This is a genomic window from Flavobacterium sp., from assembly GCF_023151265.1.
Lineage (GTDB): Bacteria > Bacteroidota > Bacteroidia > Flavobacteriales > Flavobacteriaceae > Flavobacterium.
On the sequence record NZ_JAKLJH010000033.1, the window covers coordinates 1 to 26,426 of the forward strand.

Below are 26,426 nucleotides of genomic sequence, written 5' to 3' on the forward strand. Positions count from 1 at the left end.
GTAAATAACGGTCTTTAGTAATTTTGTTGTACGCTACTAAGTATTTTCCAAATGGTTTTTTACTATCTCCACCAGGAATACATAAGTGACCTACTGAGTAATAAGTAGCTACACGGTCTAATACTTTTAACGTTTTGATATCCCATTTCACTACTTCAGAAGAAACGAAGAAAGTTGTATAAGCATTTCCTTTTCCGTCAAATTCAGTGTGTAATGGACCTAAACCTGGTTTTTGAACTTCACCATGTAAAGCTGCTTCGTATTTCACAACTGGAATTCCTCCATAGTCGCCTTCAAATTTTTTCCCTTTGATAGCGGCTTGTAATTTATCAAAACTAAATACAGGAATTAAAGCTGCTAATTTACCAGAACCTACGATGAATTCACCTGTTGGGTCAACATCACAACCGTGAGGTGATTTTGGACAAGGAATCATGTAACAGATATCTTTTAATTCAGAAGCATCTAAAACCACTACTTCATCTTTCATAACAGATTTTGCAGAGTGTGTATGCTCATCCCAAGTGTTGTGCGCATATTTCACTTTCTGTTTTTTACCTTTTCCAGCTTTGATATATTCTTCTGCTTTTTTCCAGTTCACTGCCATGATAAAGTCTTTATCTTTTTGAGAAGCATTCACCTCTAACAAAGTATTGGCTTGTTCTGTGTTGTAGCAAGAGAAAAAGAACCATCCGTGAGATTTTCCTTTACCAGCATGCGAAAGGTCAAAATTTACACCTGGAGTTACAATTTGGAAAGCCAAATCCATTTCTCCCGATTTTTTATCAACACTTACAAAACTGATATGTCCTTTGTAATTCTCTTTATAAGTATTGATTGGAACATCTCCATTAGAATAATCGGCAGGAACACTAAAACGAGTACCCGCTACCACATATTCTGTATTTTCAGTAATGAATGGAGAAGAGTGATTACCTCCACTGTTTGGAAGCTCGATAATTTCAGCCGTTTTAAATGTTTTTAAATCAATTCTAGCAATACGTGGGGTATTGTTAGCATTCCCAAAAACCCAACGACCGTCAACTTCACCGTTAGTTTGAGACATTTCGGTGTGGTGTAAATCGTCCCAAGGCACAAATCCGTGAGAAGTGTTTAACATTGGTTTTGTTTCTTCGCTGTATCCCCAACCTTTTTCTGGGTCAACCGAAAATACAGGAATAACTCTGAATAAACGTCCGCTTGGTAATCCGTAAACACTTAATTGTCCACTAAAACCACCTGAAACGAAATTGTAAAACTCATCGTATTTTCCTGGTGCAACATACGCTTTCTCAGCAGCGTCGCCACTTACAGCATCTCCTGAGCTTTTTGGCTTACAAGAAGTCACAAACGCACTTCCCAAGGCAATTACTAAAATTGCCTGTACAAATTTATTTTTCATGATATATGTAGTTAAATTAAGGTATCGCATTACTTTCACTTAACACAATACCTTTTTTACGTTTATTTTACACCGTCATTTTTACGCATATACTCTAGAATTCCTCTAGCTTCATCGTCTGAAATACCTTGATTAGGCATACGAACCAAACAAATTTCCAATTGTGCTTGCACTTCAGGATCTTTGTCAATCATAGGATCTGGATTAGTAATAAAGTTCATAATCCATTGAGGTGTTCTTCTTTCAGTTACGCCTTTCCAACCTGGACCCACTAATTTTTCATCAGTCATTTTATGACATGATGTACATTTTACACCAGCAACTTCTTCCCCTTTAGAAGCCATTGCTTGGTCTAATGTTGCGCCTAATTCAACAGTGTCGTATTTTCCTTCGCCACGTTTTGGATCATACGAAGCCGGATCAGCGGCTGCTTCTGTTGTTGCTTCACCTCCAGCAGGTTGATAATTATCCTCAGCAGATGCTTCTTTTTTACCGCATGCTACAGCTAAAGCAAGAGATAAAACAAGTAAAATTGATTTGTTCATGATATTTTAATATTAAAATTATTACTACAAATTTCTGAAATTGAGTGCTTTAAAAGTATGATTACAATCATAAAAAAGGATATTTTTATCTTTATTATTAACAATTGTTGAACAAAAAAGGCTGTTTCCAAAAAATGGAAACAGCCTTTTGCAAAAACCTACTTATAAAAATTAAATAACCCTCATTATTAAGCAATTAAATTTTAAACAGAAATTGCATTAAACTCTAATTTGTTTAATTGTAATTCCAATTGTAAAATATCGTTTTGAATTTTTGAATTCTTTTCTTGGAAAATCGATTTATAATAGTCGATTCCATTTAAAAGATTCGTTTTAAATATTTCCCATTTTTTGATTTGTTGGGGAGTTATCTCGAAAGCTTCATTTATTTGATTGGACAAATACGAAACATACAAACCTAATTCTTTCACAAACATATTAGGTCTATCGGTATGATTTTCGATTTCTTTCTTGCCGTAAATGTGCTGAATCATCTCTTTCAATGAAAATTCTCTAGAAAAATAAGCCATATTCGGACCAGGACAAATCACAACACCTTGCGCTTGACCTTTGATTGGAATTCCTAATTCGATATGACTTGCATTTGCTAATCCCACACACAAACATGATTTTTCTGTGATTGAATTGTACTCTTTCGTGTAAGTTTCGAACGAAATGACATCACGTTTTGCTTCTAACTCTTCCAATTTCTTGTCTTGATGTTTTTTTGAAGCGGTACAAGTGCCTTCTTTTTTATATTCTTTACTTAACGCTAGATATTTTTTGGGGCAAGAACTTCCTGCTTTTCCCGAAGCGATGCGTTGGCTTTTAAAGAAATCATTCGTCATTCCTTTAATTGTATTGAACGGAACTCCAAGCGGCGAAATGTTACTCAAATACAAATCTTTTTCTTTAGCATCGGCTAATAATTTTCTAGTTTCTGCATCAACTGAAGTAGCTTCTGGAACTAAAAGAAATGGTGAACCCCAACCCACAGCATCTACTTGATAATGGTCTAATAAAAACTGATGTTCCTCCGCTGTTCCTACTCCACCTTGAACTGTGATTTTTAAAACAGGAGGTTCGTTTGGAACTATTTTATTTTTTGATGCTAAAGCATTTGTCAATAACGAATAGGCAGATTGAATTAATTCGTCTTTTTTGTTTTTGAATTCTTCCAAAATTGGACCTAATAAAAACCCATCAGTAGCAAAAGCGTGTCCACCACAATTTAAACCTGATTCGATTCGATATTCAGAAACCCAAAGTCCTTTCTTAGCAAGAAAATTTCCTTGAATCATCGCTGAACGGAAATCACTTACTTTCAAAATAATTTTCTTTTGAAATTGTCCGTTTGCATTTGGATAAAAAGCATCGAAAGTTTCCATGTAACTGTACAATCTTGGATTCATTCCGGCAGAAAAAACTACGGATGAATTTGTGGTACTGTTTACAAAACCTCTTAAAGCTGCATGTGCATCGTTATAAATTACAGGCAATTGTTCGTCATCACTAAAATTATCTTTATCAATTTTTGTCATGATATTTACATCGATGCTTCCTGGTGTAAAATGATGGTCGAGAATCGTTTTCAATTCCATCATATTGTTTTTTCCAGAATCGATTAAATGCTCTAATTTGATTTTCAATTTAGAAGTTGTTGGCAAAATGGCGATAAAATCTTCTAATTGTGTTCTTTTTTCAATCAATTCTGATTTGAAACTTTCGAATTTTTGAGTGACAACTGTATCGAGTAAATTCAAATAATTGGTAATTCTTTTGGCCCTAAAATCTTCAACTTTTTGTGAGATTTCTTCATAAGGTTGTTTGAATTTTTCGGCATAAAAAGCGGTCATTTTTTCAATCAAATCATCATCCATGATAGAGATTACAGAATCAATTCCGTATTGTGCCACTCGCACCGGACTATCAATAGTGAAAGCCAATCCCATAACAGGAATGTGAAAAGTGTGTACGTTTTTTTGTAAAGTCATATTGTTTTCTTGGTTAATTTTTGCATTCCATTTATCTCTTACCAAAATAAATAGTGACAAATAAAACACAATCCTTCAGATTAATATATGATTATTATCATGCTTTGAAAATTAGAAGAATTTAAAGTAAAATCACTAAAATAATTCCCATTAAACCACCAAAACCTAAAATCAAATATTTCCAAAAAGGATGCGCTTTTTTTAATTCCATAAACTGAAAAGCTACCAACCAAAACTTAATTAAAGCTAAAGTCACAACCGTTGTTGCCATAATTTCTGCACTTACATTTAATGCTAAAAAAGCAGCAATTATAGTCAGTGCCAACAACAGAATAAACGTAGAAGAAATCGTATCTTTCATAATCTTACATTTAAAAAAGTAAATAAAGTACTGGGAATAAAAGCAACCAAATTAAATCGCACATGTGCCAAAAACTGGCGCTTGCTTCGATGTCTTCAAAGGATGCTTCGGTTTGTTTTTTCTTGATGGAAAATGTAATTACTAATAAAATTACTAATCCCACCAAAACATGTATAAAATGAAAACCCGTTAATAACCAATAAAATCTAAAAAAAGAATTGTAATCCATGTGCAATCCGGCTTCTAATTTTTCGTAATATTCGAATGATTTTAAAACTAAAAATCCAAGACCTCCAACCATTGCATAATTGAAATAAAACAATGTCTTTTTGATGTTAGCAGCTTTAAAAAAATGGATTCCTTTGGCTACAAAAAAGCCACTTGTTAACAACAAAATCGTGTTTATTGTTCCAATTGTTTTATTCAGTTTTAAACTACTATTGTGAAATAATTCACGTTCTTCCGAACCGTAAAAGGCTAATGCTAAAATCGCCATTCCGAAAGTGATGAGTTCCAAATAAATGATGATCCAAATTAAAATGCCTCCAGGCGGATAATATATTGATTTTGTATTGTTCATGATTGTAATAATTCAACTTTACCTGTGTGTAAATCGTAAAATGTTCCTACTATTTTTATTTTCTTTTGATGGACCAACTCTCTAATAATTTTGCTTGAAGAGAGAATGTGATCTATGGTGGATAGCACGTTCAATCGACCTGTTTCATCTGATAAATGCTCGGGTAATGGATACGTTCTGTGATGACTAAATGCCACTTTGATTTGATTGGTTAATTGGGTTAAATGTCCCAAATTCACATTATCAATTGCACCTTGAACCGCACCACAATTGGAATGTCCTAACACAACCAACAATTTTGTTCCTTTTACTTTAACAGCATATTCCATACTTCCTAGAATATTATCATCTTCGATATTTCCAGCTACGCGAGCAACAAATAAATTTCCAATTCCTTGATCAAAAACAATTTCAGGTGGAACACGAGAATCAATACAAGATAACACAAAAGTATGCGGATGTTGGTCTTTTTCTGAATGGTGTGCTTCATCAATAAAATCATTATGCATCGGTACATTATTAACATAGCGCTGGTTTCCTTCCATCAATTCTTTCAAAGCTTCATTGGCTGTTTTTGGAACATGATGATGCTCGACAGTTTCACAAGAAAAAATTAAGATGATAAAAATGCTGAATAAAATCGTACCTATAACTCTCATAACTTTCCCAATTAATTATTCCATTCTAATAATCGCTTTTCGCCATTAATTTGTTTGATATCGGTAATATCTTGCGACATTTCGATTACGCCTTTATATCTTTTTTGAGCATCACGAACTGCGTAATAACGAATGTAAATCAGGCGTTCTTTGTAGTTAATCCAAAAAGAAGCTTCGTTTTGTTCGCCTTTCCTAAATGCTTCTAAAATTTGTAAAACGGTATCCACACTTTTTGGCGGATGACAAAAACGAACTTCTCTACCAATAATTCCGGCACTTCTAGGGAAAACACGTTCTTCTCCTCGATTATAGAAAATTACTTTATCGTTTTCATCAACATAAGTTAAATCGATGGGTAACGTTTTAAAAAGTAGATTTACCTGTTCAATTGTCATGAAACCTTCATCGTAATGCGCTGCATTTTCGTTGAAAACTACATCGGTTCTGCGTTCTGTATCTTGAGAAGGATGAATGTATTCGGATTCTTTTGGAAATTTTGGTGGTGCTTCTGATAACATCCAACCAATTTCGTCTTCTCCTTTTCGCATTTTAATCCAATCTTCATCGGATAGCATTTCTAAAGCATTTGGAAACAATACGTTTTCTTCTACTTCTAGTAATCGATATAAATTTTGAGAGATTAAATTGGTATTGTGCTTGGCAGAAGTAAAATCTTGGTCTTCCAAATTTTTTCTAACAATGCGAAACATTTCTCTAATCGTATCATGAAACGACCACATATTGCGAGAAGGTCCTGTCCAACCTTTTTGTTCTAAAAACGGAAATAACTGATTTTCTTTTCGTTCAAAGCGTCGTTCAACAGTTGCTAAATGATTGAAAACATTGTAAAATTTCTGAAATTCTTCTTTTGGATTAATCGCATTTAATTCTTCCAATAACTGATGAATCAAATCGGTTTCTACGAAATAAGTATGAATGGGATGTCCTTCAATCACGTTTGTATGTGTTTCTGATGTTGCCATTTTATTGATGTTTGATTTTCTCATAAAGTTTTACCAATGATTTTAGTAAAGCTTCAGGAGACGTTAATATTTGATAATGATTTTGACCGAACATTTGCGGTAAATAATATTTGGCTTGCGCTTCAATGGCTAAGGCATACGAATTGATTTTTCGTTCATTCAATTCTCGCAACGCTTGTTTGATGTCTTGAATACCGTGTTGTCCTTCGTATTTATCGTAATCGTTTGGTTTTCCATCGGAAAGCACGATAATCCATTTATTTTTAGCATCCAATTGATCCATTCGTGCACCAGCGTGACGCAAAGCGGGACCAATTCGGGTGTAGCCATTAGGTTCAACAGCTCCGATTTTGTGTTTGGCTTTGTTCCAACTTTCGTTGAAATCTTTCAAAGTGAGATAAGTTGTGAAATTTCTGGTTTTGGAATAAAATCCGTCAATCGCAAAATCGATGTCGAACTCATGTAGAATTTCGCCAAATAAAATAGAAACTTCTTTCTCTACATCAATCACACGATTTCCTGCGGCATAACCGTCACTTGAAAGACTAATGTCTAACAAAACTAAAATCGCAAGATCTTTGTTTTTCTTTCTTTGAGATAAATAAATGCGTTCGTCTGGCGATTTTCCAGAATGAATATCAGTATATAAATCGGTTAACGCGTCTAAATCGAAAGCGTCACCTTGTAATTGTCTTCGTTGTTGTTGCATTTTATTATTTACGCTGGTAAGCATTTTTCGTAAACCATTTAAAGTGGTTTTGTACTTCGCCATCGTATTTTTATAATAAGTCGCGTGGGTTTTGAGTTGGGTTTTTGGATACACTTTACAGAAATTAGTCAAGTAATTTCGTTTTTTAAAATCCCACTCGTCGTATTTTAAATGAAAGCCTTTTTCATCGACCTCAGCACTTTCGGCAATGGAAGTATTTTCAACAAAATCCGCTTGATATACAGAATGCACCATATCATCAACACGCACGGTGAATCGCATGTTCATTTCTTCCAAGGCTTCTTGATGGTCTTTTAAATCGTCTTTTCCATCAAAATCGCGCCAATTTCCGTTGAATTCTTCTGCCGTTTCTATTTTCTCGAAACTGTGCATTAATACGTAATCTTCTTGTTGTTTTTTGTCGATAGTGAGTGATTCAATTTCTTCAACGGCTTTCGCATGAAGTGTGGTTTCGGCTACGACATTGTTTTTTATTTTCTTAGTATTGTCATCGAAATTTTGCAATACACTTTCGGCTTCAATTTCGGGTATATTTTTCATCCATTTTCCGTACAACCAAGAATGATCAATGGATTGGTCTTTTTTATTAACCGGTAATTTTGGCACCGCATCATAATAAAACTCTTGCATAGATGGATAATTTTCAAACATTTTTCCAATAACTAATGGCGCTGTTTCAAAGGCTTTTTCCAAAGAAAGTTCGTGTGAATTATCTTGGTTATCCCAATTGAAATTCAGTTGTTTTTGAATACTCAAATACACTGTTCTGAAAAAATAGAACTTCAGATTTTCTTCTTTTGTTGGGAAAAGCGAACAATTTATTGGAAGAAAGAAGTTTTTGTTTTTGTAACCGCCTTCGCGTTCGGCTGGAAAAATTTCGATTGGCGCACCACAAATCGCTCTCGCAAAAAGAGTCAATCGAGGTTTAATATCAGATAAGTTGATTTGACGGCTCAGAATTTCGGCATCATTGAGTCGTTTATTTTTAAAGTACTTGAGTACTTTTTTATAGATAATTTCGTCTAATTCTAAGCCCATAACGCAACGTGAACGGCTAATCGTTTTGGTAATCCATTATTGATAAGTTTCGCGGCGTCCACTAATAATCGAGTGGAAACGGTTTCGGTTAGCCCTAATTCGGTTAGATTTCTAATTTTTGTTCCGATTGCTACTAATTTTTGAGCGATATTGGCTTGAATTCCGGTTTCATTAATTAAAATTTCGGCTTCTATTTTTGGATTTGGATAATCGAATGAAAGTGCTACAAATCGTTGACGAGTAGAAGGTTTCAATTCTTTGAATCCTTTTTGATATCCTGGATTAAACGAAGCTACCAAAAGAAAATCGGGATGCGCTTTGATGGTTTCTCCTAATTTATCAATGAAAAGTTCTCTTCTGTGATCGGTTAAAGAGTGAATGGCTACGATGACATCTGGACGTGCTTCGGCAACCTCATCTAAATATAAAATGTAACCGTTTTTTACGGCTATGGATAAAGGTCCGTCAATCCAAATGGTTTCGGCTCCTTTGATGATGAAACGTCCAATTAAATCGGTTGCTGAAGTTTCTTCGTGACAACTTACGGTAACTAATGTTTTGTTAACTTCATTCGCCATATATTCGATAAAACGGGACTTTCCAGAGCCTGTTGGACCTTTCAATAATAAAGGCAATTGCAATTGGTTAATCTGATTGAAAATTTCAATTTCAGAACCTACTGCTTTATAAAATATGGTTTTTTCTGCTACTATCATGGCAATTTATTTTTGAAAAAACCGAAACCAAAAGCGGGCAGCGACAACTCTGGGCAATTGGTCTCGGTTGCTATTAATTTAAAATTCTAACCAAAAACTAATAACTATTCTTTTACAAGAGCTTCATCTGTTGGTTTACCGTATTTGATAAACTCTAAAATGTATAAGGTAATTCCGGTTGTAAATAATGTGGCACAAAGCAACAATACGACAAAGTGAATACTGATCTCGTTTTGAACATCCATGAAATCCATTTTCATTTTACGTTCCATGTACACTTGGGCAACACCTGCTACACCAAAAGCTACTGTCATTCCTAACATTCCGATATTTGACAACCAAAACGCCATGTGACCTCTTGTGCTGTCGTATAATTTTCTTCCGGTAATATTTGGTAAAGCATAGCTAATAATCGCTAAAACAATCATCGCGTAAGCTCCCCAGAATGCATAGTGACCGTGCATTGCTGTTACTAAAGTTCCGTGCGTGTAAATGTTTGTTTGTGGTAAAGTGTGTGCAAATCCTAACAATCCAGCTCCAATGAAAGATACAATAGAAGCCCCAATTGTCCAGAATAACGCAATTTTGTTTGGATGTGATTTTTCTCCTTTTCTATACATGTATACTGCGAATAATGCCATTGCTAAGAACGCTAATGGTTCCAATGCTGAGAAAATTCCACCTACGATTAACCAAATTTTATTCACTCCGATGTAGTAGTAATGGTGACCTGTTCCTAATAAACCTGAAAGGAAAGTCAAACCAACAATTACGTATAACCATTTCTCAATAACTTCTCTATCAACACCAGTAAGTTTGATTAATAAGTATGATAAAATACCTCCCATGATTAGTTCCCATACACCTTCAACCCATAAATGCACTACCCACCAACGGAAGAATGAATCGGTAACTTGGCTATCGAACCAAATCATACCAGGTAAGTATAATAATGCTGCGAAAACCAATCCCATTGTTAAAACTAATGAAGTTGTTGTTCGTCTTTCTGCTTTGTATAAAGTGGTGAGGATTAATCCTAAGAACAGTAAGACATTTATAACTACTAAAACATCTAATTCTCTTGGAATTTCAAGGAATTTTCTTCCTTCCCAAATATTAAAGTGATACCCAACGATTGCTAAAACTCCGACAACTGCTAAAGAAATCAACTGTACATAAGCCAATTTGACATTGACTAATTCTCTTTGCGCTTCTTCAGGAATGATATAATAAGCGGCTCCCATGAAACCCGTTAATAACCAAACTACTAATAAATTCGTGTGAACAGCTCTTGCTGTATTGAACGGAATAAAATCGTGAAGACCATCCATTCCAATTCGGGCAAAGCCCATAATAAAACCATAGATAATTTGTAATGCAAATAATAACATGCATAATCCAAAGAACCAATACGCTACTTTTTGTGATTTATATTTCATATCTTCTAAATTTTGGATTATTCTTCTTTAGCTAAAGGGGAAACCACGCGATCAAAACCATTCAAATCAATGTTTCCAATCCATTTGAAGTAAGCAATCATGGCTTCGGCATCGGCATCGTTCATTTCGTATTTTACCATTTTTCTGCCTTTTGGTCCCCAAGGAACTGGCGATTGTAAAACAGCTTTTACATAGCCTTCTCCTCTTCTTTCGATTACTTTAGTAAGTTCTGGAGCATAGTAGCCTCCTTCTCCAAGTATGGTATGACAACCCATACAATTATTCGATTCCCAGATTTCTTTTCCTCGAATAACTTTTGCATCAATCTTATCATGATAAGTTTGATCATTTTTAGGCATGAACGAGTAAATAGTTAAGCCGATAAAGACTAAAAAGGTTACTATGGTTCCACCTAAAAAAAATGCTCGTGCTTGTGATTTTGATAACATATTTTAGATATTAGTTAAAAATTATAAAGGATATTTTTATCCTTTAATTAAATACAAAATAACTACCAAAAAAAAACATGCGTTATGATTCAAATCATACAATAAAAATTAAATTAAGGATAAATTTGTCTTTTATTTAAAAAATACAGTATTATGGTAATAGATTCAAACAAAACAGTGGGAAACATAGTAGCAGATGATTACAGAACTGCAGGAGTTTTCAGTCAATTAGGCATCGATTTTTGTTGTAAAGGAAACCGAACAATCGATGAAGTATGTGCAAAAAAAGGCATTGATAAATATGCGCTTTTAGACGAATTAGAACGTGTTACGGCAAACAACAACAATCAAGGAATCGATTTTAAATCTTGGGAATTGGATTTGTTGATTGATTATATTGAGAAAAAACACCATCGTTATGTGGAAGAAAAAATTCCGCAATTGCTATCGTTTTTACTTAAGTTGGAACAAGTACATGGCGCTCAACATCCAGAACTTTTTGAAATTAAAAAATTATTCAAAAGAAGCGCCGACGAATTAACGCAACACATGAAAAAAGAAGAATTAATTCTATTTCCATTCGTTAAAAAAATGGTAGAGGCTAATCGAAATAACACACCTATCAACAATCCTGGATTTGGTTCTGTTGCTAATCCAATTGCGATGATGATGGAAGAACATGAAAATGAAGGTGAACGATTTGAAAAAATTGTAGAATTATCAAACAATTATACACCGCCAGCTGATGCTTGCAACACTTACAAAGTAACTTATCAAATGTTACAAGAATTTGAAGCGGATTTACATGCGCACATTCATTTAGAAAATAATATTTTGTTTCCAAGTGCCATTGTTTTACAAGATAAGTTTTATTAGTTAATTAGGTTCTTTAAACGGAGTCGTTTTGGTAAACAGAGCGACTCTTTTTAAAGTAAAAGGACTGCTAAAATAATTAGCAGTCCTTTTTTAAATAAAAATAACCCCTTTATAATTAATCTATTTTTTGTAAGTAAACAATTGTGGATGAAATGAAATCATTATCCATGCCCAATTGTTGTCATTTGAATTGTTTCCTCCTTTTAATATTTCCATTGTATCGCTGGCAAACATTTTGGAAACACCTCCAGAAATTACAAAGTTTTTGTCCATTTTGTAAGTTGCTGTTAAATCGATTTCTGTACCTAAGTAACTATCTTGCTCTTCTAAAGTCGCCATGTTGTAAACCGATGCAGCGCTATAAAATAAGTGAGGCGCTAACGTTACTTGCCATTTGTTCTTGTCGTAAATAAATTTGGTATAAAAATCTTGTAATCCAACCGAATTTTTATGATTTCCTACATAGAAATAATCCATTAAACCATTGAATCCGTGATTGGTTCCAAATAAAGGTGTGAACGATTTTACTTTAGTATTGGTATCATTTTGATCTTTTCCAGATAAATATTCGAAACCTAATTCGGCTTTGAAAGGATTTGTGAATTTATATCCCAAATTAAATCCAGCATAATACGCACCAACAGCAACTTTATCATTAGTTACCGTAGCTTCGCCTGTTTGAGCATACAAACCGAAATCACCATAAAATTTTGAAACATCCCATTTTCCATAAGTTCCGAGAGTTTGCAAATAGGCAACTTGAAATTTATTTTCTACCAAATTTTCATATTGATAGCCATTATTCAATGCTAAAAAGCTCAAACTAAGTTTAGAAAATTTTTGGTTGAACCAAATAAACTGCATGTTTTTATAGTTAGTCACATAAGCAGATTCATAAAGAACTTCGTTGTTATTATTTAAAGCTGCTCCGAAATCCAATTGATAATTATTCTTTTTATTGGTAACTAAAATGGCATCATGACTTTGACCTTGTTGCAACCAATCGATTCCGCCCATAATTCTTTGATTATCATAAGAAAGTACTTGTCGACCGAATTTTGCTGTCCAATTCGTATTGAAATCATACGAAATCCAAGATTCGAATAACGCTACTCCGTTTTTATCGGAAGGAGAAGTTGTAGCTACATCACCCCAAACTCTGACGTTTTGAAACGATACATTGGCTTTGAATTTTTCTTGCTTGTAGAAGAAATTCATTCTTGAGCGTTGAGAAACAAATGAAGTGGGATAAAAATCGTCTTTCATTAATTCTTTGAAACCATTTCGGTATTCAAATCGAGGTCGTAGTTGTAGGTTGACTTCTAACTCTTGGGCAAAAGAACCTACGGTTGAAATTGCAAAAGCAACTGCAACTAGCATTTTATTTTGAAGTTTCATGTTTTATTGATTTTTTGGGAAGCCACTACTCTATTTTAGCCGCTTCTTCTTTGATTTTTGAAACCGTTTTATCGTAACTTACTCCTAAGCCTTCTTGTTGGAATGCCAGTTCACCTTCTGCATTAAATACACTGATGATATTGGAATGAGAGAAATCTATCGGAGATATTTTTTTATAATTTACGGCTAGAACTGCTGCGAATTCTCTAGTATTTTCTTCATTTGAACGTAAGAAAACCCATTGATTTCCTGTCATTTGATTTTCGATAGAGAAATCTTTTAATCGTTTTGGAGTATCAACCGTTGGATCAATACTTACTAAAACCAATTGGACTTTATCTTTGTATTCTTCAGGAATTTTAGCTTCAATATTTCGCATATCGGCAACTAATCTTGGACAAGCGGCTTTACATGAAGTGTAAATCATCACCATAACAAGAACTTTTCCTCTTAATTCTTTTAGTTCAATATCTTTTCCGTCTTGATTGGTCCATTTTTCAGGCAAGTTGTAAATTGATAAATCGGTTATTGGTTTATCTTTTATGTCTTGTTTTTCCTCTTTTGCATTGCACCCGATTAATAAAAGGGAAGCAATTACGAATAAAATTATCTTTTTCATATGTTGAAATTTTATTTATTATTGGTAACATATGTTATCACCTTTTTTCATAATGATTTTTGCTTACGCAAAAGAAGAATTTGTGGCGATTTCATGACTATTTTTTTTAATTGAAAACTCAATTAGCGATGTTTTTGGCACATCGGAAACCTAAATTTTTTGTGGTGTAGTTTGCTTTTATACTGCCTCTGAAAGCGTAACGCATAAAAGCGGCATAATTCATTAAATCGGTTGCGTTGACAGAACCGCTTCCGCAAAACAAATCTTTATCGGTATCTTTATCTTTTCTGGATTCTCCTGATAAAAAGATGCTATTGAAATCGAAAGTCCATTCCCAAACTAATCCGTGCATATCGTAAACACCCCAGTAATTTTTGAATGTTTTCCCTACGGGATTGTTATAGGTTTTGTTTTTTTCGTACCAACTCAAGATGTATTTATTGAATTCTTCTCTTGAACGAGCGTCTTTTCGTTTTTCATCGGCCATGGCTACATATTCCCACTCGTCTAAAGTGGCTAATCTTTTACCTTGACATTCGCAGTATTCTTTAGCTGAAAACCAAGAAACGTTAGTTACAGGCGCATTTGGATTTAATTGTCCGAAACTTAAATCGCCACTCCATTCTGATAAATAAGTTGTATTGGCAAATAGGCGTTTAATTTTTGATTTTCTATAATTCTGATTTTTTTTCAAAAATTCTAAATATTCTTGATTCGTTACCGGATATACATCCAACAAAAAAGATTTGATGTTCACTGGTTTCTTATCTGTTGTTCCATATAACGGAACATAACTCCCTGCTCCAATGGTTACCATATCTTTGGGCACCTGAGAAAAAGAAATGGAAACCCAAAATAATAAAATTAGGCAGTAGTGAAATTGTTTTATAAATTGAGTTTCCATGATTTATTTAAAATGTGTTAGTGTATATCTTTATTCGTTTTTGGAGCTGGTTTTGCTCTTTGTGTTTTAACCATTTCCGGAGTTACTTTTGTTTTATTGTTACCCCAACTGTTGTATACATAAGTTAAAACATCTGAAATTTCTTGATCCGTTAGGTTTTGACTAGTCATTACAGAATTGTATTTTTTACCATTTACAGTGATTTCGCCACTTAATCCGTGAAGAACTGCATTGATAGCTCTATTTGGATCTGCATTTAAGAAATCAGATTTAGACAATGGTGGGAAAGCCGCTGGAATACCTTGACCTTCAGATTGGTGACAAGCGAAACAAGTTCTTCCATAAATATTTTTACCATCTGTAATTTGTTGTGCAAGTGTTTTATTTACCACAACATCTTTTCCATTAGCTGATTTTGGCATGTTTTGAATCGTTCCACCTTCTGGATGATAAATTCCTTCTTGGGTTGTACCTGAATAAATTTTAGCATTCTCAGCACCTTCTACTTTTAACATTCCCAAAGCTCCTTTATTGAACGCTCTGAAGATTGAGTGATCTACTAAAATGAAAGTTCCTGGAACATCTACTTTAAACTCCACAATAGCAGAACCACCGGCAGGAATTAAAGTTGTTTGAACATTTTTATTAATCATGTCACCACCTTCAATGTGAACTTTATCAAAAATTTCTCCAATAACGTGGAAAGAGGAAACTAAATTTGGTCCACCATTACCCATGTAAATTCTAACGGTTTCACCTACTTTAGCTGTTAAAGCTTTATCCCCTGTTAAAGCACCAACTTTTCCATTAAACACGACATAATCGGCATGTTCGTCTACTGCTTTTGTCATGTCAAAAGGTTGCATTCCAGGTTCTCCGTATTTTCCTTTCGTATAAAAATCACCTTGCATTACGTAGTATTCTTTATCTACTGGAGGTAAACCACCTTCTGGTTCCACCAAAATTAAACCGTACATTCCGTTTGCAATGTGCATCCCTACAGGAGCTGTAGCACAGTGGTACACATATAATCCTGGATTGATGCATTTAAAATTAAAAGTTTTTTCATGTCCTGGTGCTACTAAAGATGAAGCTGCGCCACCACCTGGACCAGTAACGGCATGTAAATCGATGTTGTGAGGTAATTTGTTGTCTGGGTGATTTTTTAAGGTAAATTCAACTTCATCACCTACTCTAGTTCTAATAAAACTTCCCGGAACACTACCTCCAAAAGTCCAGTAAACATACTTAACACCGTCGGCCATTTCACCTTCGATTTCTTTGATTTCCATGTTTACTATTAATTTTTTAGCAGGACGATCTCCAACAGGTTTTGGCACAAATGGAGGCGCTGTTAATTCTGCAATCATTTCGTCACCAACTGAAATATCGGCATAGTTGGTTGTTGAGTCACCGTTCTGTTTACATGCGATACTTGCTGCACAAGCCACACACAATACAAGAACTTTTTTAATAAAATTACTCATGGTAGAAAAAATTAGTTTTAAATATTGGTTTCAATAATAGTTTCGTTACTATCATTTTACAGGTCAAAATTAAAGGACAAAAACATCCTTTAATATGATATAAATCATGTTTCGAAAAAAAGTTAAAAAAATATTAAAATAAGATTAAATAGAACCTTAAGAAAATGAAGATGAATTCTTATATTCAGTACTAATTAATTATTAAACAAATTAAATTATTCGTGACAGTCATAAAGCAGAACAAAAGAATCTAGAACTATTTTAATTTATATTTTAATAAAATGTTAGCTTGGATTAATTGTAAAAAAAACATAAAATACAATCAAATCTATCAGTTTTAAATTGAAATTTAAGAAATGTCAAATACAACAATCTAAGATGTTCGATTCGCCTCCACACTGCTCCACAAAAAAACCTGTAAAGTATTAATTTTACAGGTTTTTTTATATTATAAAATATATTTTATAGTAAATTATTTATAAATAAAATATTCATCTTTTTTATTTATTTAATAAAAAATAATCTGCAATTACTAAAGCTGTCATTGCTTCCACAATAGGAACAGCTCTTGGAACTACACATGGATCATGTCGACCTTTTCCTTGTTGCTCAATAATTTCCCCTTGATTGGTTAAAACTTCTTGCTTTTGAATTAATGTTGCAACGGGTTTAAATGCTACTCGGAAGTAAATATCCATTCCATTTGAAATTCCACCTTGAATTCCTCCTGAAAGATTGCTCTTTGTGGTTCCATCTGTGTTATATGAATCGTTGTGTTCGCTTCCTTTCATTTTAGCGCCACAAAATCCGCTACCAAATTCAAATCCTTTTACTGCATTTATTGAGAGCATTGCTTTTCCTAATTCGGCATGTAATTTATCAAAAACAGGTTCACCTAAACCTATTGGAACATTTTGAATGACACAAGTAATTGTTCCTCCAATAGTATCTCCTTGCTTTTTAATTTCTTTGATAAAATTTTCCATTTTTTCGGCTGTAGCCAAATCAGGACAACGAACAGCGTTACTTTCAATCTTTGAAAAATCTAAATCTTGATAGGGTTTATCGATAAAAATTTCACCTACTGACGATACAAATGCATTTATTTTGATTTCGGAAATAATTTGCTTTGCAATAGCGCCACCTACTACTCTACTTGCTGTTTCGCGAGCTGAACTTCTGCCACCTCCACGATAATCGCGAATACCGTATTTTTGTTCATATACATAATCAGCATGACTGGGTCTATAAGTATCTTTTATATGTGAATAATCATCAGATTTTTGATTGTTATTTGGAATAATAAAACCAATTGGAGTTCCTGTAGTTTTCCCTTCAAAAATTCCTGATAAAAATTGCACTTCATCTTCTTCTTTTCTTTGGGTAACAATAGAAGATTGACCTGGTTTTCTTCTTTGCATTTCTGCTTGAATAAACTCAAAATCTAAAGTAATTCCAGCAGGACAACCGTCTAGTATTCCGCCTAAAGCTTCTCCATGTGATTCTCCAAAAGTGGTTAATTTCAACAATTTTCCAAAAGTATTTCCTGCCATAGTTAAGTATTATCTGAGTTTATAAAACATCTTGTAACAAATGTAATGATTATTTAAAAAACAGTGGAAATAAAAAACAAATCGAATTTTTAAATAAATATTTTTAATAATTTAAGTTAAAACAGTAAATTAGCATATTAATCTAACCCAAAATAACATGAAAAAAAGCATTCTTTTAACGATTTTATGCAGTTCTATATTATTCCTATCGTGTTCAAGTGATGATGAAAATGGAAATAATGGAACTAATTTTGAAATTCCGTTAAACAATAATAATTATTGGACTTATGATGTAGATAGCGAAGGAACACTTTCAAGAGATTCTTTATATATTTCAGGTGATGTTGTTTTTAATACTAAAACCTATAAAAAGTTTCAAACAAGAGATGATGTAGCTACTGGATTTTATTCCTCATCACTACGAAATAATGGTGTTAGAAAAAGTGATTCAAAATTACTTTTATCGGGCGATTTATCTTTAGCGCCAGGTCAAAACTTACCGATTAATCTTGATTTATCCTTAGATGATTTTGTTATTTTTAATAGTAATGCCTCAAATAACCAAGCTTTAAATAGTTCGGCAGTTACAGGTTCAATTAATGAAACTGTAAATGGATATCCTTTAACTATTAACTATTCTTTACAAAGTTATGGAGGAGAAACTCTTTCTACTTTTGCAACTAATGGTGTTACCTATTCTAATGTTAAATCAACTAAAATTAAACTAAACGTAAGTATAACTACAGTCATTACAGTTTTAGGATCACCACAAACTATTACAGCTTTAGCTGCGCAAGATGTCTTAGTTTCAACTCAATATTTAGCAGATGGAATTGGTGTTGTCTATACGAATACTGTAACTTCATATAATATTAATAGTTTTATTGCAGGTGAATTTGGAGTTCCTCCAACAGATACACAAACACAAGAAGAATTTTTAGACACTTACATTATAAATTAAATTGGCATAGTATTTGTAAAGAATTGGCTATATTTGTAAAAAACAGATTTATATGAAAAAAGTAATTTTATCTGCTATTATGCTACTAGGTTTAGCATTCAGCGCACAGGCTCAGGACATTTCTAAGAACGCATTAGGTTTGCGTTTAGGTGACAACGACGGTTTTGGTGGAGAAATTTCTTATCAGAGAGGTTTAGATTCTAATAATCGTTTAGAATTCGATTTAGGTTGGAGAAACAGTAAAGATGTTGATGCTTTTAAATTAGTTGGTTTATACCAATGGGTATGGAACATTGAAGGAGGTTTTAACTGGTATGCAGGTGTTGGAGCTGGTGTTGGAAGTTGGAGTTACAATAAAAACGATTTCAAAGACAGCGGAAGTTTTGTATTAGCTGCTGGTGATATTGGAATTGAATATAACTTTAAAGAAATTCCATTACAATTATCTTTAGATTTTAGACCAGAAATTTATTTTGGAGGTGATTACACAGAATTTAGAGATGGTTTTGGTCCAGATTTAGGATTAGGAATTAGATACAAATTTGATTAATTAAAAAGTCCCGATTAAATCGGGACTTTTTTTTATTCTATAATTAATTTATTTCCTTTTGGAATTAAAGCTACACAATAAGGAGCAGTCATTACAGTTGTTGCCATTTCTCCTTTTTTGGGTCCAATTTCACTTTTCTTAACAACTATTGTATTATCATTATTACTAACAGATTCTATATCAATCGTATAACCTCCTGAATTTTTTTGACCTTGATATAAAACCAAAACATTTTTTTTCTTAAAATCTACTTTTAAGAAATTAGCATATTGTGATTCATCTAATTTTAGTGACTCTATAAATTGAATATAGGTTTCATTATCCTGAATTAACAAATGACCTGCTTTTTCAGACCCGCCCATTTCACTTTTAAAAATAATGGTATATGTGGTATCTAAAACTTCTTTAGGTGCATTACTGCTACAAGATAACATTAGTAATAGAAAAGGTAAAAATTTGATCATTTTTTAGAATTTATGGCTTTTAAATAAACCTGTTCATATAAAGGTACAATATTATGAATATCAAAAAGTTTAGCCGTTGCTAATGCATTTACTTTAAACTGAGCCAACTTATCTTCAGCATTTAAAAGTGAAATCGAATCTCGACTCATTTTAGCAACATCACCAACATCACTTAGATAACCCGAAAAACCATCTTTATTTACTTCTGGCAAACCACCTGAATTACTTGAAATTACAGGAACTCCGCATGCCATTGCTTCTAAAGCAGCTAAACCAAAACTTTCAGTTTCCGAGGGTAATAAGAATAAATCTGAGAAACATAAAATCTTATCAATTTCATTACTGTTTCCAAAGAAAATAACTTTGCTTTGAATTCCTAATTGCTCGCACAATTGCTCTGCTCCTTCTTTTTCTGGACCTTCTCCAACCATCATTAATTTTGATGGCACTTCTTTCTGAATCTCAAAAAAGATTCTCACAATATCTTCGATACGTTTTACTTTTCTAAAATTCGAAATATGTGTAATAATCTTTTCATTATCAGGCGCCATTAAAGAACGATGACACGGAATGTTTTCTTTTAATTTCTCTTTATTTAATTCAATGAAATTTGGGATAACATCTATCTCATTTTTAATATCAAATAAACGATACGTATCGTCTTTTAAACTTTGTGAAACACTCGTAACCACATCCGATTTATTGATACTAAAACTTACTGCAGGCTTGTAAAAAGGATGATTTCCAACTAACGTAATATCGGTTCCGTGAAGCGTGGTCACCATTGGAATATGAATGCCTTCATCTGCTAACATTTGTTTTGCCATATAACCGGCATACGCATGTGGAATGGCATAATGCACGTGTAAAACATCAATTTTATACAATTTCACCATATCAACTAACTTACTCGAAAGCGCTAATTCATAAGGCTGATAATGGAACAACGGATATTCAGGAACGTGAACTTCATGATAATGCACATTAGGATTTAACAGCGCCAAACGCACGGGTTGACTGTAAGTAATGAAGTGAATTTCGTGTCCTCTTTTGGCTAATTCCAAACCTAATTCGGTTGCCACAACACCACTTCCTCCAAATGTAGGATAACAAACTATCGCAATTTTCATTTATATAAATTTTGAAATAAAATTACCACTTCTAGCGTTGGCAATTCTAAAACATTTGTTAAAAATTATTTTTTAAAAGCCGATTCGTAAGTAGCTATCCAATCTTGTACTGAGATTTTTTTTACCAATTCACCTATCAATTCAAATGGAATATTTTCAGGTTTTTTGATGCGCAAACAACTTTTACCAATATCCAATTTTTGCTTCGAATGTTTTGGATATTCCGTTACAAACCAATCGTACAACTCGGGCTTAGCATATATTCCCATGTGATAGAAATTGATGCTGTTTTTTTGACTTGCAAATCCCATGAAAGGCAACGCTTGTTTTGGATTACAATGATATCCTTGAGGATAAATCGAATGTGGCACAACATAACCCGCCATACCATAACCCATGCCTTCTTTAAATCCTTCTGGAAGATTTTCTAAAATTATATTTCTTAGTTTGTGTAATGCTTCTCTTCTATCTTCTGGAGCTTCGTTGATGTATTGCTCTACTGTTGTTGCTTCTGATGTCATAGTTCGTTTTTTGAAATTAGAGAATTAAATTTACAAAAATTACTCAACAATCGCTTCGTAAATTACTTTTTGAATATTTTCTCTGATATTTTCTTTTGATAATTTATTCGCAGCGTTTGAATCTGGATATGTTCTATTTGATAAGAAAACGTATACAATTTCTTTTTCTGGATCAGCCCAAGTCATAGTTCCAGTAAAACCGGTATGACCAAAACTTGTTAATGAAACGCAACCACAAGTTGGACCTTCATTTCCTAATTGCGGTTTATCGAAACCAACTCCTCTTCTATTTCCATCTTTACAGAAATAACAGGTATTGAACATATTAAAAGTGTTTTCGGAAATATAGGTTTTTCCGCCATAACTTCCTTTTTGAAGATACATTTGCATCACTTTTGCAACATCTAAAGCATTAGAAAACAAACCTGCATGTCCAGAAATCCCACCTTGCATCGCGGCTGCCATATCGTGAACATAACCTTGTATTACTTGATGTCTAAAATAGTTGTCATTTTCCGTTGGAATAATTCTATTTGCATTCATTTTTCGTAACGGATTGTACATGATGGAATTAGCTCCTAAAGGTTCAAAAAAATTAGCGTGTGCTAAATCTTCAAGTGACTTTTTATTGTGATATTCTAAATATTCTTTGAATAAAATAAAAGAGAAATCACTGTATTTGTATTGTTTTTTTGGCAATAATTCGCTGTCTAAAATTGTTTTTACAATCGTATCATTATAATCCTTTCTCAAATATAACTTATCAGCAACGTGAATTGGAAATTCATCAGAAAATTCGCTTCTGTAAAAATGAGTACTTGGACGGTTCAGACTGTCTAATGTAGCTTTATAAAAAGGAATCCAAGGTTGAAAACGAGCTTGATGCGTTAACATATCTAAAACAGTTGCATTGGCTTTATTAGAGTTTTTAGCCATTGGTAACATGGATTTTAACTTAGTTTCTAAAGTTAAATGTCCTTTGTCAAATTCTTGCATTACGTTAGGTAAAGTAGCTACAATTTTAGTCAAGGAAGCAATATCATAAACATCTGAATTACTAACTTTTTGGCTCGATTCATACGCATGATTTCCGAAAGATTTTTGGTAAATAACTTTTCCTTTTCGAGCTACAACTACTTGAAGACCAGGTGTCATTTTTTTAGAAATAGCATGATTAGCAATCGAATCAATTTTTGTTAGAACTTTAGAATTCATCCCCACATTTTCAGGAATTGTAAATCCTAAACGTTTAATTTCTAAAGTTTCTATTCCTTCATTTACTTTGAATTCATCGTCAATAGAAACTGGTAATTTTCCTTTTGCTCCCATTGATCCAAAGATAATTTGAGGTGCAATAGTTTGCGCAATATCGTTATTTTGATAAGCCACAACAATAGTTTCAATATCTTCGAAATTCTTTAAATTGGTCAATGAATATGGCTTAGTGAAACAAGTTAAAATTACATCGTTTTGCTTTGCAATTTGGTTTATCCAAAGCATTTCTTTGAAATTCAAATTGTGATTTCTCCAAGCACCATCTTGTTTATGATACCCAATAATTACTTTCGTATAATCTTGCAATTGTACTAAAACTGAATCTAAATTCTTATTTGTAATTTCACTTACAGAAGCATAATTTCTTAAGTTCAATAAAAACGTGTCTGATTTGTCATTTCCTAGTTTGATATACGCAATTTTTTCTTTTTCAAAATCGCGAACAGGAACTAATTTATCATGATTTTTGATTACAGTTACTGCATTTTCGTATAATTTATAGTTCAATGCGTCATATTCAACTGCATTTAAATCTTGATATAAATTATCTAAAACAATAGGTTGATAGTTGTTCAAATTTGCTTTGTACTTGTAAGCTAAAATCTTTTTAACAGAGTACATCAAACGTTCTTCAGTTATAATTCCAGCATCAAAAGCTTCTTTAAATTTCTTAATCGCTACCGGAACATTTTCAGCAAATAACAAAACGTCATTTCCAGCTAAAAAAGCTTCTAAATCAATGTCGCCAGGTTTTTTAAAATTACTTGCGCCTTTCATGTTTAAGGCATCGGTAAAAATTAAACCTTCAAATTGCAATTCTTTTTTTAGTATATCTGTAACTACTGGATACGAAATTGATGTTGGATAATTCGCTCTTGGTTCTAAACTTGGTACATTTAAATGCGCTACCATTACACTTGTTAATCCGTTTTTAATCAACTCTTTATATGGAAAAAGCTCTACATCATTCAAACGATTTCTGTCGAAATTAACAACGGGTAAAGTATGATGGGAATCGGTTGAAGTATCACCATGACCTGGAAAATGTTTGGCAGTTGCATAAACGCCTTCATCCTGCAAACCTTTCATTAATGCAATCGCTCTAGCGGTAACATTTTCTTTAGTTTCACCAAACGAACGATTGCCGATAATTGGGTTTTTTGGATTCGTATTAATATCAACAACTGGCGCAAAATTGAAGTGAATTCCCATTCTTTTTGATTGCTTTGCCATTTGATTTCCAGCTTTTTCAATCAATTTCATGTCTTGAACAGCCCCAAGTGTCATGTTCCAAGGATAACGATAGGTAGAATCTAATCGCATGCTTAAACCCCATTCGGCATCAATTCCGATGAACAAAGGGACTTTTGATTTAGCTTGAAAACGATTGGTTAACTTCGCCTGACGTACAGGTCCGCCTTGAAAGAAAATTAATCCTCCAATTTTATATTCTTCAACTAATTTATCGATAGATTTGTTATGAGCTTCGTCTTTGTTTGAATAAGCGGCAACCATAAACAACTGCCCTACTTTTTCTTCAAATGAAAATTGGTTATAAATACTGTCGACCCAAACTTGTTGTGAAACTACTTTTTTAGCAGTTAAAACAGGTTTAGTTTTATTTTGGGAAAATGATATATGTATGAAAACTACCGAAAACAGTAGTGTGAGCACTCTTTGCATAAATTTTAGTTTGATTTTTTAACTTAGAACTAAATCCATGCCAAAATACTACATCTTAACTTTAAAATAAAGCGTTTTAGGTTTATTTTATGAAGAAAGTTGTTAACTAATGAAAAACATAATTTTCAAGAAATTAATCTATCAAATCGATATGACGATCGTGATAGCCTAACAAATACAAAACACCATCTAAACCAATGCTTGAAATAGAACTTTGTGCATTATCTTTTACTTTAGGTTTCGCATGAAAAGCAATTCCTAAACCTGCTAAATTTAACATAGGTAAATCATTAGCGCCATCACCAACAGCAATGGTTTGGTTAATATCGATTCCTTCTTTGCGAGCGATTTCTTTTAGATATTCAGCTTTCTTATTACCATCTACAATTTCACCAACGTATCCACCGGTAAGAACTCCGTCTTTGATTTCTAATTCGTTAGCATAAACGTAATCGATTCCTAATTCTTTTTGAAGATATTTTCCAAAATAAGTAAATCCACCAGAAAGAATGGCGGTTTTAAATCCGTATGATTTTAGAGTATCAATTAATCTCCTTGCTCCTTTAGTTATAGGTAAATTTACAGCAACTTCTTCTAGAACTTCTTCACTTAAACCTTTTAAAAGTGACATCCTTTGTTTAAAGCTTTCTTGAAAATCAATTTCGCCTTGCATAGCCGATTCGGTAATGGCTCTTACTTGTTCGCCAACACCAGCAAGTTCGGCAAGTTCATCAATTACTTCGGTTTGGATTAGAGTCGAATCCATGTCAAAGCAAACTAGACGTCTATTTCTTCTAAAAATATTGTCTTCTTGAAAGGCGATATCTAAATTTAATTCGGATGAAATAGCCATGAATTTTTCGGTAAATTCAGATTTATCTTTTATTGCGCCACGAATAGATAATTGAATTGAAGATCTTGGATAATCATCTTCTTTAACTAACGAAACCCTACCAGTTAATCGTTTGATAGCATCGATATTTAAGTTTTTTTCTGAGATTACTTTCGTAACTTCTGAAATTTGTTCAGCCGTTAATTTTTCTCCTAAAAGTGTTACGATGTAACGATCTTTTCCTTGAAGATTGACCCATTTTTCGTATTCACCAAGAGGAATTGGTTTGAATTTAGCTTTAATTCCTAATTCATAGGATTTGAATAAAATATCCTTTAAAACGGCAGCCGATTTTTTTCCCGATTTGATTTGAAACAAAATACCCAATGAAAGTGTATCGTGAATATTAGCCTGACCAATATCTAGAATATTTGCACCATATTCCGCCAAAACAGCTGTTAATGAAGATGTTAGTCCAGGTTTATCATGTCCTGAAATGCTTAATAAAAATATATCGCTATCCATGAGATATTTTGAAAAATGAAGCTAAAAAAATCTGTTATGCCAACTTTCACTAGCAGGAACCTCCCAAAAATCTTGCCACTCACCTAATGTATTAAGTAAATTATTGAAGACAATTGTGTTTTCTGAAACCGCTTTTTCTTTTGCCATTTTTTTAAACTCAATAAGTGGTTTAAAAGCAACATGATCGCCTACTTTAAAAGTAACGTTCATTTTATCCAATAAATCTACATTGTATTTTTGCTCTAAGTTTTGAATAAATTGTACCGAAGCATCTATTGAGCAACCTGTTGCAGCTTGAACTTCTTGATTTACAGCAATAATTATAAAACGATTGTAACGCGTTACAAAAGAAGCTTCAATGTGTTGTCCATGCGCAGTCCAATTTTCTAAAAAAGAAGTTAAGTCCTTTTCAATATCTTGAATTTCTTCATCAGAAAATTTTCTATTAGATTGATAAATCCAAATTTTTGATTCTTCAGGTAAAGTATCGAAGGGTACAAACATGTTTATTTTTTTACGATATCAGTAACAATTTTAAACGAAACAAATTTACCTAGTTTAGCATCAAATAAATCCATTTCATAATATGTAACATCAACAGCATCAGAAACTTTTAGCACTTTGTCTGTTAATAAAAAGGCATTATCAAAACTACTTAATAAAATAAATTGATTGTTTTTTCCTGAATCTTCTTTAACAACAAAAGTTAAAAATTGCTCTGATTTAATTTCTGATATTTTTCCTGTAAGTAC

At 33.0% G+C, this 26,426-nt stretch carries 26 protein-coding genes; 3 read left to right on the forward strand and 23 right to left on the reverse strand.

Going from position 1 to position 26,426, the window contains the following annotated elements; genetic code table 11:
- From nosZ to L6Q46_RS04625, 11 genes are all read right to left on the reverse strand, one after another.
- A partial coding sequence (nosZ, locus tag L6Q46_RS04575; RefSeq protein ID WP_291283311.1) for a Sec-dependent nitrous-oxide reductase occupies positions 1-1,402 on the reverse strand: 1,402 nt, incomplete at its 3' end.
- Positions 1,403-1,464: 62 nt separating this feature from the next.
- Complete coding sequence (locus tag L6Q46_RS04580) at positions 1,465-1,947, reverse strand: cytochrome c (RefSeq protein ID WP_264369720.1); 483 nt, start codon at positions 1,945-1,947, stop codon at positions 1,465-1,467.
- Positions 1,948-2,150: 203 nt separating this feature from the next.
- On the reverse strand, positions 2,151-3,941 hold the full coding sequence (locus tag L6Q46_RS04585) for a hypothetical protein (RefSeq protein ID WP_291283331.1): 1,791 nt from the start codon (positions 3,939-3,941) through the stop codon (positions 2,151-2,153).
- Positions 3,942-4,062: 121 nt separating this feature from the next.
- Positions 4,063-4,302, reverse strand: coding sequence for a cytochrome C oxidase subunit IV family protein (locus L6Q46_RS04590; protein WP_194097411.1), 240 nt, complete (start codon positions 4,300-4,302; stop codon positions 4,063-4,065).
- A 10-nt stretch (positions 4,303-4,312) separates the two neighbouring features.
- Positions 4,313-4,882, reverse strand: coding sequence for a cytochrome c oxidase subunit 3 (locus tag L6Q46_RS04595; RefSeq protein WP_291283312.1), 570 nt, complete (start codon positions 4,880-4,882; stop codon positions 4,313-4,315).
- On the reverse strand, positions 4,879-5,541 hold the full coding sequence (locus tag L6Q46_RS04600; RefSeq protein ID WP_291283313.1) for a carbonic anhydrase: 663 nt from the start codon (positions 5,539-5,541) through the stop codon (positions 4,879-4,881). Before L6Q46_RS04600 ends, L6Q46_RS04595 begins: the two co-directional genes overlap by 4 nt.
- Positions 5,542-5,552: 11 nt before the next feature.
- The gene (locus L6Q46_RS04605; protein ID WP_291283314.1) at positions 5,553-6,548 is read right to left on the reverse strand and encodes a PAS domain-containing protein; all 996 of its coding nucleotides are present in this window, start codon (positions 6,546-6,548) and stop codon (positions 5,553-5,555) included.
- Positions 6,526-8,292 carry a VWA domain-containing protein gene (locus L6Q46_RS04610; RefSeq protein WP_291283315.1) on the reverse strand — a complete coding sequence of 589 codons (1,767 nt, stop codon included), beginning with the start codon at positions 8,290-8,292 and terminating at the stop codon, positions 6,526-6,528. The genes L6Q46_RS04605 and L6Q46_RS04610 overlap by 23 nt, the downstream gene beginning before the upstream one ends.
- Complete coding sequence (locus L6Q46_RS04615) at positions 8,283-9,008, reverse strand: CbbQ/NirQ/NorQ/GpvN family protein (RefSeq protein ID WP_291283316.1); 726 nt, start codon at positions 9,006-9,008, stop codon at positions 8,283-8,285. Before L6Q46_RS04615 ends, L6Q46_RS04610 begins: the two co-directional genes overlap by 10 nt.
- A gap of 104 nt (positions 9,009-9,112) precedes the next feature.
- On the reverse strand, positions 9,113-10,447 hold the full coding sequence (locus L6Q46_RS04620) for a cbb3-type cytochrome c oxidase subunit I (RefSeq protein ID WP_291283317.1): 1,335 nt from the start codon (positions 10,445-10,447) through the stop codon (positions 9,113-9,115).
- Between the two features lie 17 nt (positions 10,448-10,464).
- A complete protein-coding gene (locus L6Q46_RS04625; protein ID WP_291283318.1) occupies positions 10,465-10,896 on the reverse strand; it encodes a cytochrome c in 432 nt (143 codons plus the stop codon).
- A 153-nt stretch (positions 10,897-11,049) separates the two neighbouring features.
- Here L6Q46_RS04625 and ric point away from each other — a divergent pair, with 153 nt between their 5' ends.
- On the forward strand, positions 11,050-11,772 hold the full coding sequence (gene ric / locus L6Q46_RS04630) for an iron-sulfur cluster repair di-iron protein (RefSeq protein WP_291283319.1): 723 nt from the start codon (positions 11,050-11,052) through the stop codon (positions 11,770-11,772).
- A 120-nt stretch (positions 11,773-11,892) separates the two neighbouring features.
- On the opposite strand, the gene L6Q46_RS04635 is transcribed toward ric, so the two are convergent.
- The 5 genes from L6Q46_RS04635 to aroC all read right to left on the reverse strand — a co-directional run bounded on the left by L6Q46_RS04635 (position 11,893) and on the right by aroC (position 17,733).
- Positions 11,893-13,170, reverse strand: coding sequence for an alginate export family protein (locus L6Q46_RS04635; protein WP_291283320.1), 1,278 nt, complete (start codon positions 13,168-13,170; stop codon positions 11,893-11,895).
- Positions 13,171-13,195: 25 nt separating this feature from the next.
- Positions 13,196-13,789: an SCO family protein gene (locus tag L6Q46_RS04640; RefSeq protein ID WP_291283321.1), complete on the reverse strand. Its 594-nt coding sequence runs from the start codon at positions 13,787-13,789 to the stop codon at positions 13,196-13,198.
- A gap of 118 nt (positions 13,790-13,907) precedes the next feature.
- Positions 13,908-14,693, reverse strand: coding sequence for a formylglycine-generating enzyme family protein (locus L6Q46_RS04645; protein WP_291283322.1), 786 nt, complete (start codon positions 14,691-14,693; stop codon positions 13,908-13,910).
- A gap of 17 nt (positions 14,694-14,710) precedes the next feature.
- Positions 14,711-16,180 (reverse strand): copper-containing nitrite reductase, encoded by a 1,470-nt coding sequence (nirK, locus tag L6Q46_RS04650; RefSeq protein ID WP_111567241.1) that lies wholly within the window; start codon positions 16,178-16,180, stop codon positions 14,711-14,713.
- Positions 16,181-16,680: 500 nt separating this feature from the next.
- Positions 16,681-17,733, reverse strand: a complete 1,053-nt coding sequence (aroC, locus tag L6Q46_RS04655; protein ID WP_291283323.1) for a chorismate synthase — start codon at positions 17,731-17,733, stop codon at positions 16,681-16,683.
- A 157-nt stretch (positions 17,734-17,890) separates the two neighbouring features.
- On the opposite strand from aroC, the gene L6Q46_RS04660 reads away from it, so the two are divergent.
- Positions 17,891-18,694 (forward strand): hypothetical protein, encoded by an 804-nt coding sequence (locus L6Q46_RS04660; protein ID WP_291283324.1) that lies wholly within the window; start codon positions 17,891-17,893, stop codon positions 18,692-18,694.
- 52 nt (positions 18,695-18,746) lie between these two features.
- Positions 18,747-19,244: a hypothetical protein gene (locus L6Q46_RS04665; RefSeq protein ID WP_111567238.1), complete on the forward strand. Its 498-nt coding sequence runs from the start codon at positions 18,747-18,749 to the stop codon at positions 19,242-19,244.
- A gap of 32 nt (positions 19,245-19,276) precedes the next feature.
- Here the strand turns inward: L6Q46_RS04665 and L6Q46_RS04670 are convergent, their stop codons facing one another.
- The 7 genes from L6Q46_RS04670 to L6Q46_RS04700 form a co-directional block, all read right to left on the reverse strand.
- Positions 19,277-19,708, reverse strand: a complete 432-nt coding sequence (locus tag L6Q46_RS04670; RefSeq protein ID WP_111567237.1) for a protease complex subunit PrcB family protein — start codon at positions 19,706-19,708, stop codon at positions 19,277-19,279.
- On the reverse strand, positions 19,705-20,838 hold the full coding sequence (bshA, locus tag L6Q46_RS04675; RefSeq protein WP_291283325.1) for an N-acetyl-alpha-D-glucosaminyl L-malate synthase BshA: 1,134 nt from the start codon (positions 20,836-20,838) through the stop codon (positions 19,705-19,707). Before bshA ends, L6Q46_RS04670 begins: the two co-directional genes overlap by 4 nt.
- Positions 20,839-20,903: 65 nt before the next feature.
- A complete protein-coding gene (locus tag L6Q46_RS04680; RefSeq protein ID WP_291283326.1) occupies positions 20,904-21,359 on the reverse strand; it encodes a DUF1801 domain-containing protein in 456 nt (151 codons plus the stop codon).
- 39 nt (positions 21,360-21,398) lie between these two features.
- Positions 21,399-24,317, reverse strand: a complete 2,919-nt coding sequence (locus tag L6Q46_RS04685; protein WP_291283327.1) for a glycoside hydrolase family 3 N-terminal domain-containing protein — start codon at positions 24,315-24,317, stop codon at positions 21,399-21,401.
- Between the two features lie 133 nt (positions 24,318-24,450).
- On the reverse strand, positions 24,451-25,674 hold the full coding sequence (gene serB, locus L6Q46_RS04690) for a phosphoserine phosphatase SerB (RefSeq protein WP_291283328.1): 1,224 nt from the start codon (positions 25,672-25,674) through the stop codon (positions 24,451-24,453).
- A gap of 21 nt (positions 25,675-25,695) precedes the next feature.
- Positions 25,696-26,178 carry an ABC transporter ATPase gene (locus L6Q46_RS04695; RefSeq protein ID WP_291283329.1) on the reverse strand — a complete coding sequence of 161 codons (483 nt, stop codon included), beginning with the start codon at positions 26,176-26,178 and terminating at the stop codon, positions 25,696-25,698.
- Positions 26,179-26,180: 2 nt separating this feature from the next.
- On the reverse strand, positions 26,181-26,426 hold a 246-nt coding region (locus L6Q46_RS04700; RefSeq protein ID WP_291283330.1), incomplete at its 5' end, for a hypothetical protein.

Bases quoted from the DNA above. Each gene is read 5' to 3' on its own strand.
- L6Q46_RS04660 (WP_291283324.1), top strand. From the start codon at position 17,891: ATGAAAAAAAGCATTCTTTTAACGATTTTATGCAGTTCTATATTATTC.
- L6Q46_RS04605 (WP_291283314.1), bottom strand. From the start codon at position 6,548: ATGAGAAAATCAAACATCAATAAAATGGCAACATCAGAAACACATACA.
- L6Q46_RS04585 (WP_291283331.1), bottom strand. From the start codon at position 3,941: ATGACTTTACAAAAAAACGTACACACTTTTCACATTCCTGTTATGGGA.
- L6Q46_RS04615 (WP_291283316.1), bottom strand. From the start codon at position 9,008: ATGATAGTAGCAGAAAAAACCATATTTTATAAAGCAGTAGGTTCTGAA.
- L6Q46_RS04595 (WP_291283312.1), bottom strand. From the start codon at position 4,882: ATGAACAATACAAAATCAATATATTATCCGCCTGGAGGCATTTTAATT.
- L6Q46_RS04600 (WP_291283313.1), bottom strand. From the start codon at position 5,541: ATGAGAGTTATAGGTACGATTTTATTCAGCATTTTTATCATCTTAATT.
- L6Q46_RS04670 (WP_111567237.1), bottom strand. From the start codon at position 19,708: ATGATCAAATTTTTACCTTTTCTATTACTAATGTTATCTTGTAGCAGT.
- L6Q46_RS04620 (WP_291283317.1), bottom strand. From the start codon at position 10,447: ATGAAATATAAATCACAAAAAGTAGCGTATTGGTTCTTTGGATTATGC.
- L6Q46_RS04590 (WP_194097411.1), bottom strand. From the start codon at position 4,302: ATGAAAGATACGATTTCTTCTACGTTTATTCTGTTGTTGGCACTGACT.
- nirK (WP_111567241.1), bottom strand. From the start codon at position 16,180: ATGAGTAATTTTATTAAAAAAGTTCTTGTATTGTGTGTGGCTTGTGCA.
- L6Q46_RS04635 (WP_291283320.1), bottom strand. From the start codon at position 13,170: ATGAAACTTCAAAATAAAATGCTAGTTGCAGTTGCTTTTGCAATTTCA.
- L6Q46_RS04625 (WP_291283318.1), bottom strand. From the start codon at position 10,896: ATGTTATCAAAATCACAAGCACGAGCATTTTTTTTAGGTGGAACCATA.
- L6Q46_RS04580 (WP_264369720.1), bottom strand. From the start codon at position 1,947: ATGAACAAATCAATTTTACTTGTTTTATCTCTTGCTTTAGCTGTAGCA.
- serB (WP_291283328.1), bottom strand. From the start codon at position 25,674: ATGGATAGCGATATATTTTTATTAAGCATTTCAGGACATGATAAACCT.
- aroC (WP_291283323.1), bottom strand. From the start codon at position 17,733: ATGGCAGGAAATACTTTTGGAAAATTGTTGAAATTAACCACTTTTGGA.
- bshA (WP_291283325.1), bottom strand. From the start codon at position 20,838: ATGAAAATTGCGATAGTTTGTTATCCTACATTTGGAGGAAGTGGTGTT.
- L6Q46_RS04645 (WP_291283322.1), bottom strand. From the start codon at position 14,693: ATGGAAACTCAATTTATAAAACAATTTCACTACTGCCTAATTTTATTA.
- L6Q46_RS04665 (WP_111567238.1), top strand. From the start codon at position 18,747: ATGAAAAAAGTAATTTTATCTGCTATTATGCTACTAGGTTTAGCATTC.
- L6Q46_RS04610 (WP_291283315.1), bottom strand. From the start codon at position 8,292: ATGGGCTTAGAATTAGACGAAATTATCTATAAAAAAGTACTCAAGTAC.
- L6Q46_RS04680 (WP_291283326.1), bottom strand. From the start codon at position 21,359: ATGACATCAGAAGCAACAACAGTAGAGCAATACATCAACGAAGCTCCA.
- L6Q46_RS04685 (WP_291283327.1), bottom strand. From the start codon at position 24,317: ATGCAAAGAGTGCTCACACTACTGTTTTCGGTAGTTTTCATACATATA.
- ric (WP_291283319.1), top strand. From the start codon at position 11,050: ATGGTAATAGATTCAAACAAAACAGTGGGAAACATAGTAGCAGATGAT.
- L6Q46_RS04640 (WP_291283321.1), bottom strand. From the start codon at position 13,789: ATGAAAAAGATAATTTTATTCGTAATTGCTTCCCTTTTATTAATCGGG.
- L6Q46_RS04695 (WP_291283329.1), bottom strand. From the start codon at position 26,178: ATGTTTGTACCCTTCGATACTTTACCTGAAGAATCAAAAATTTGGATT.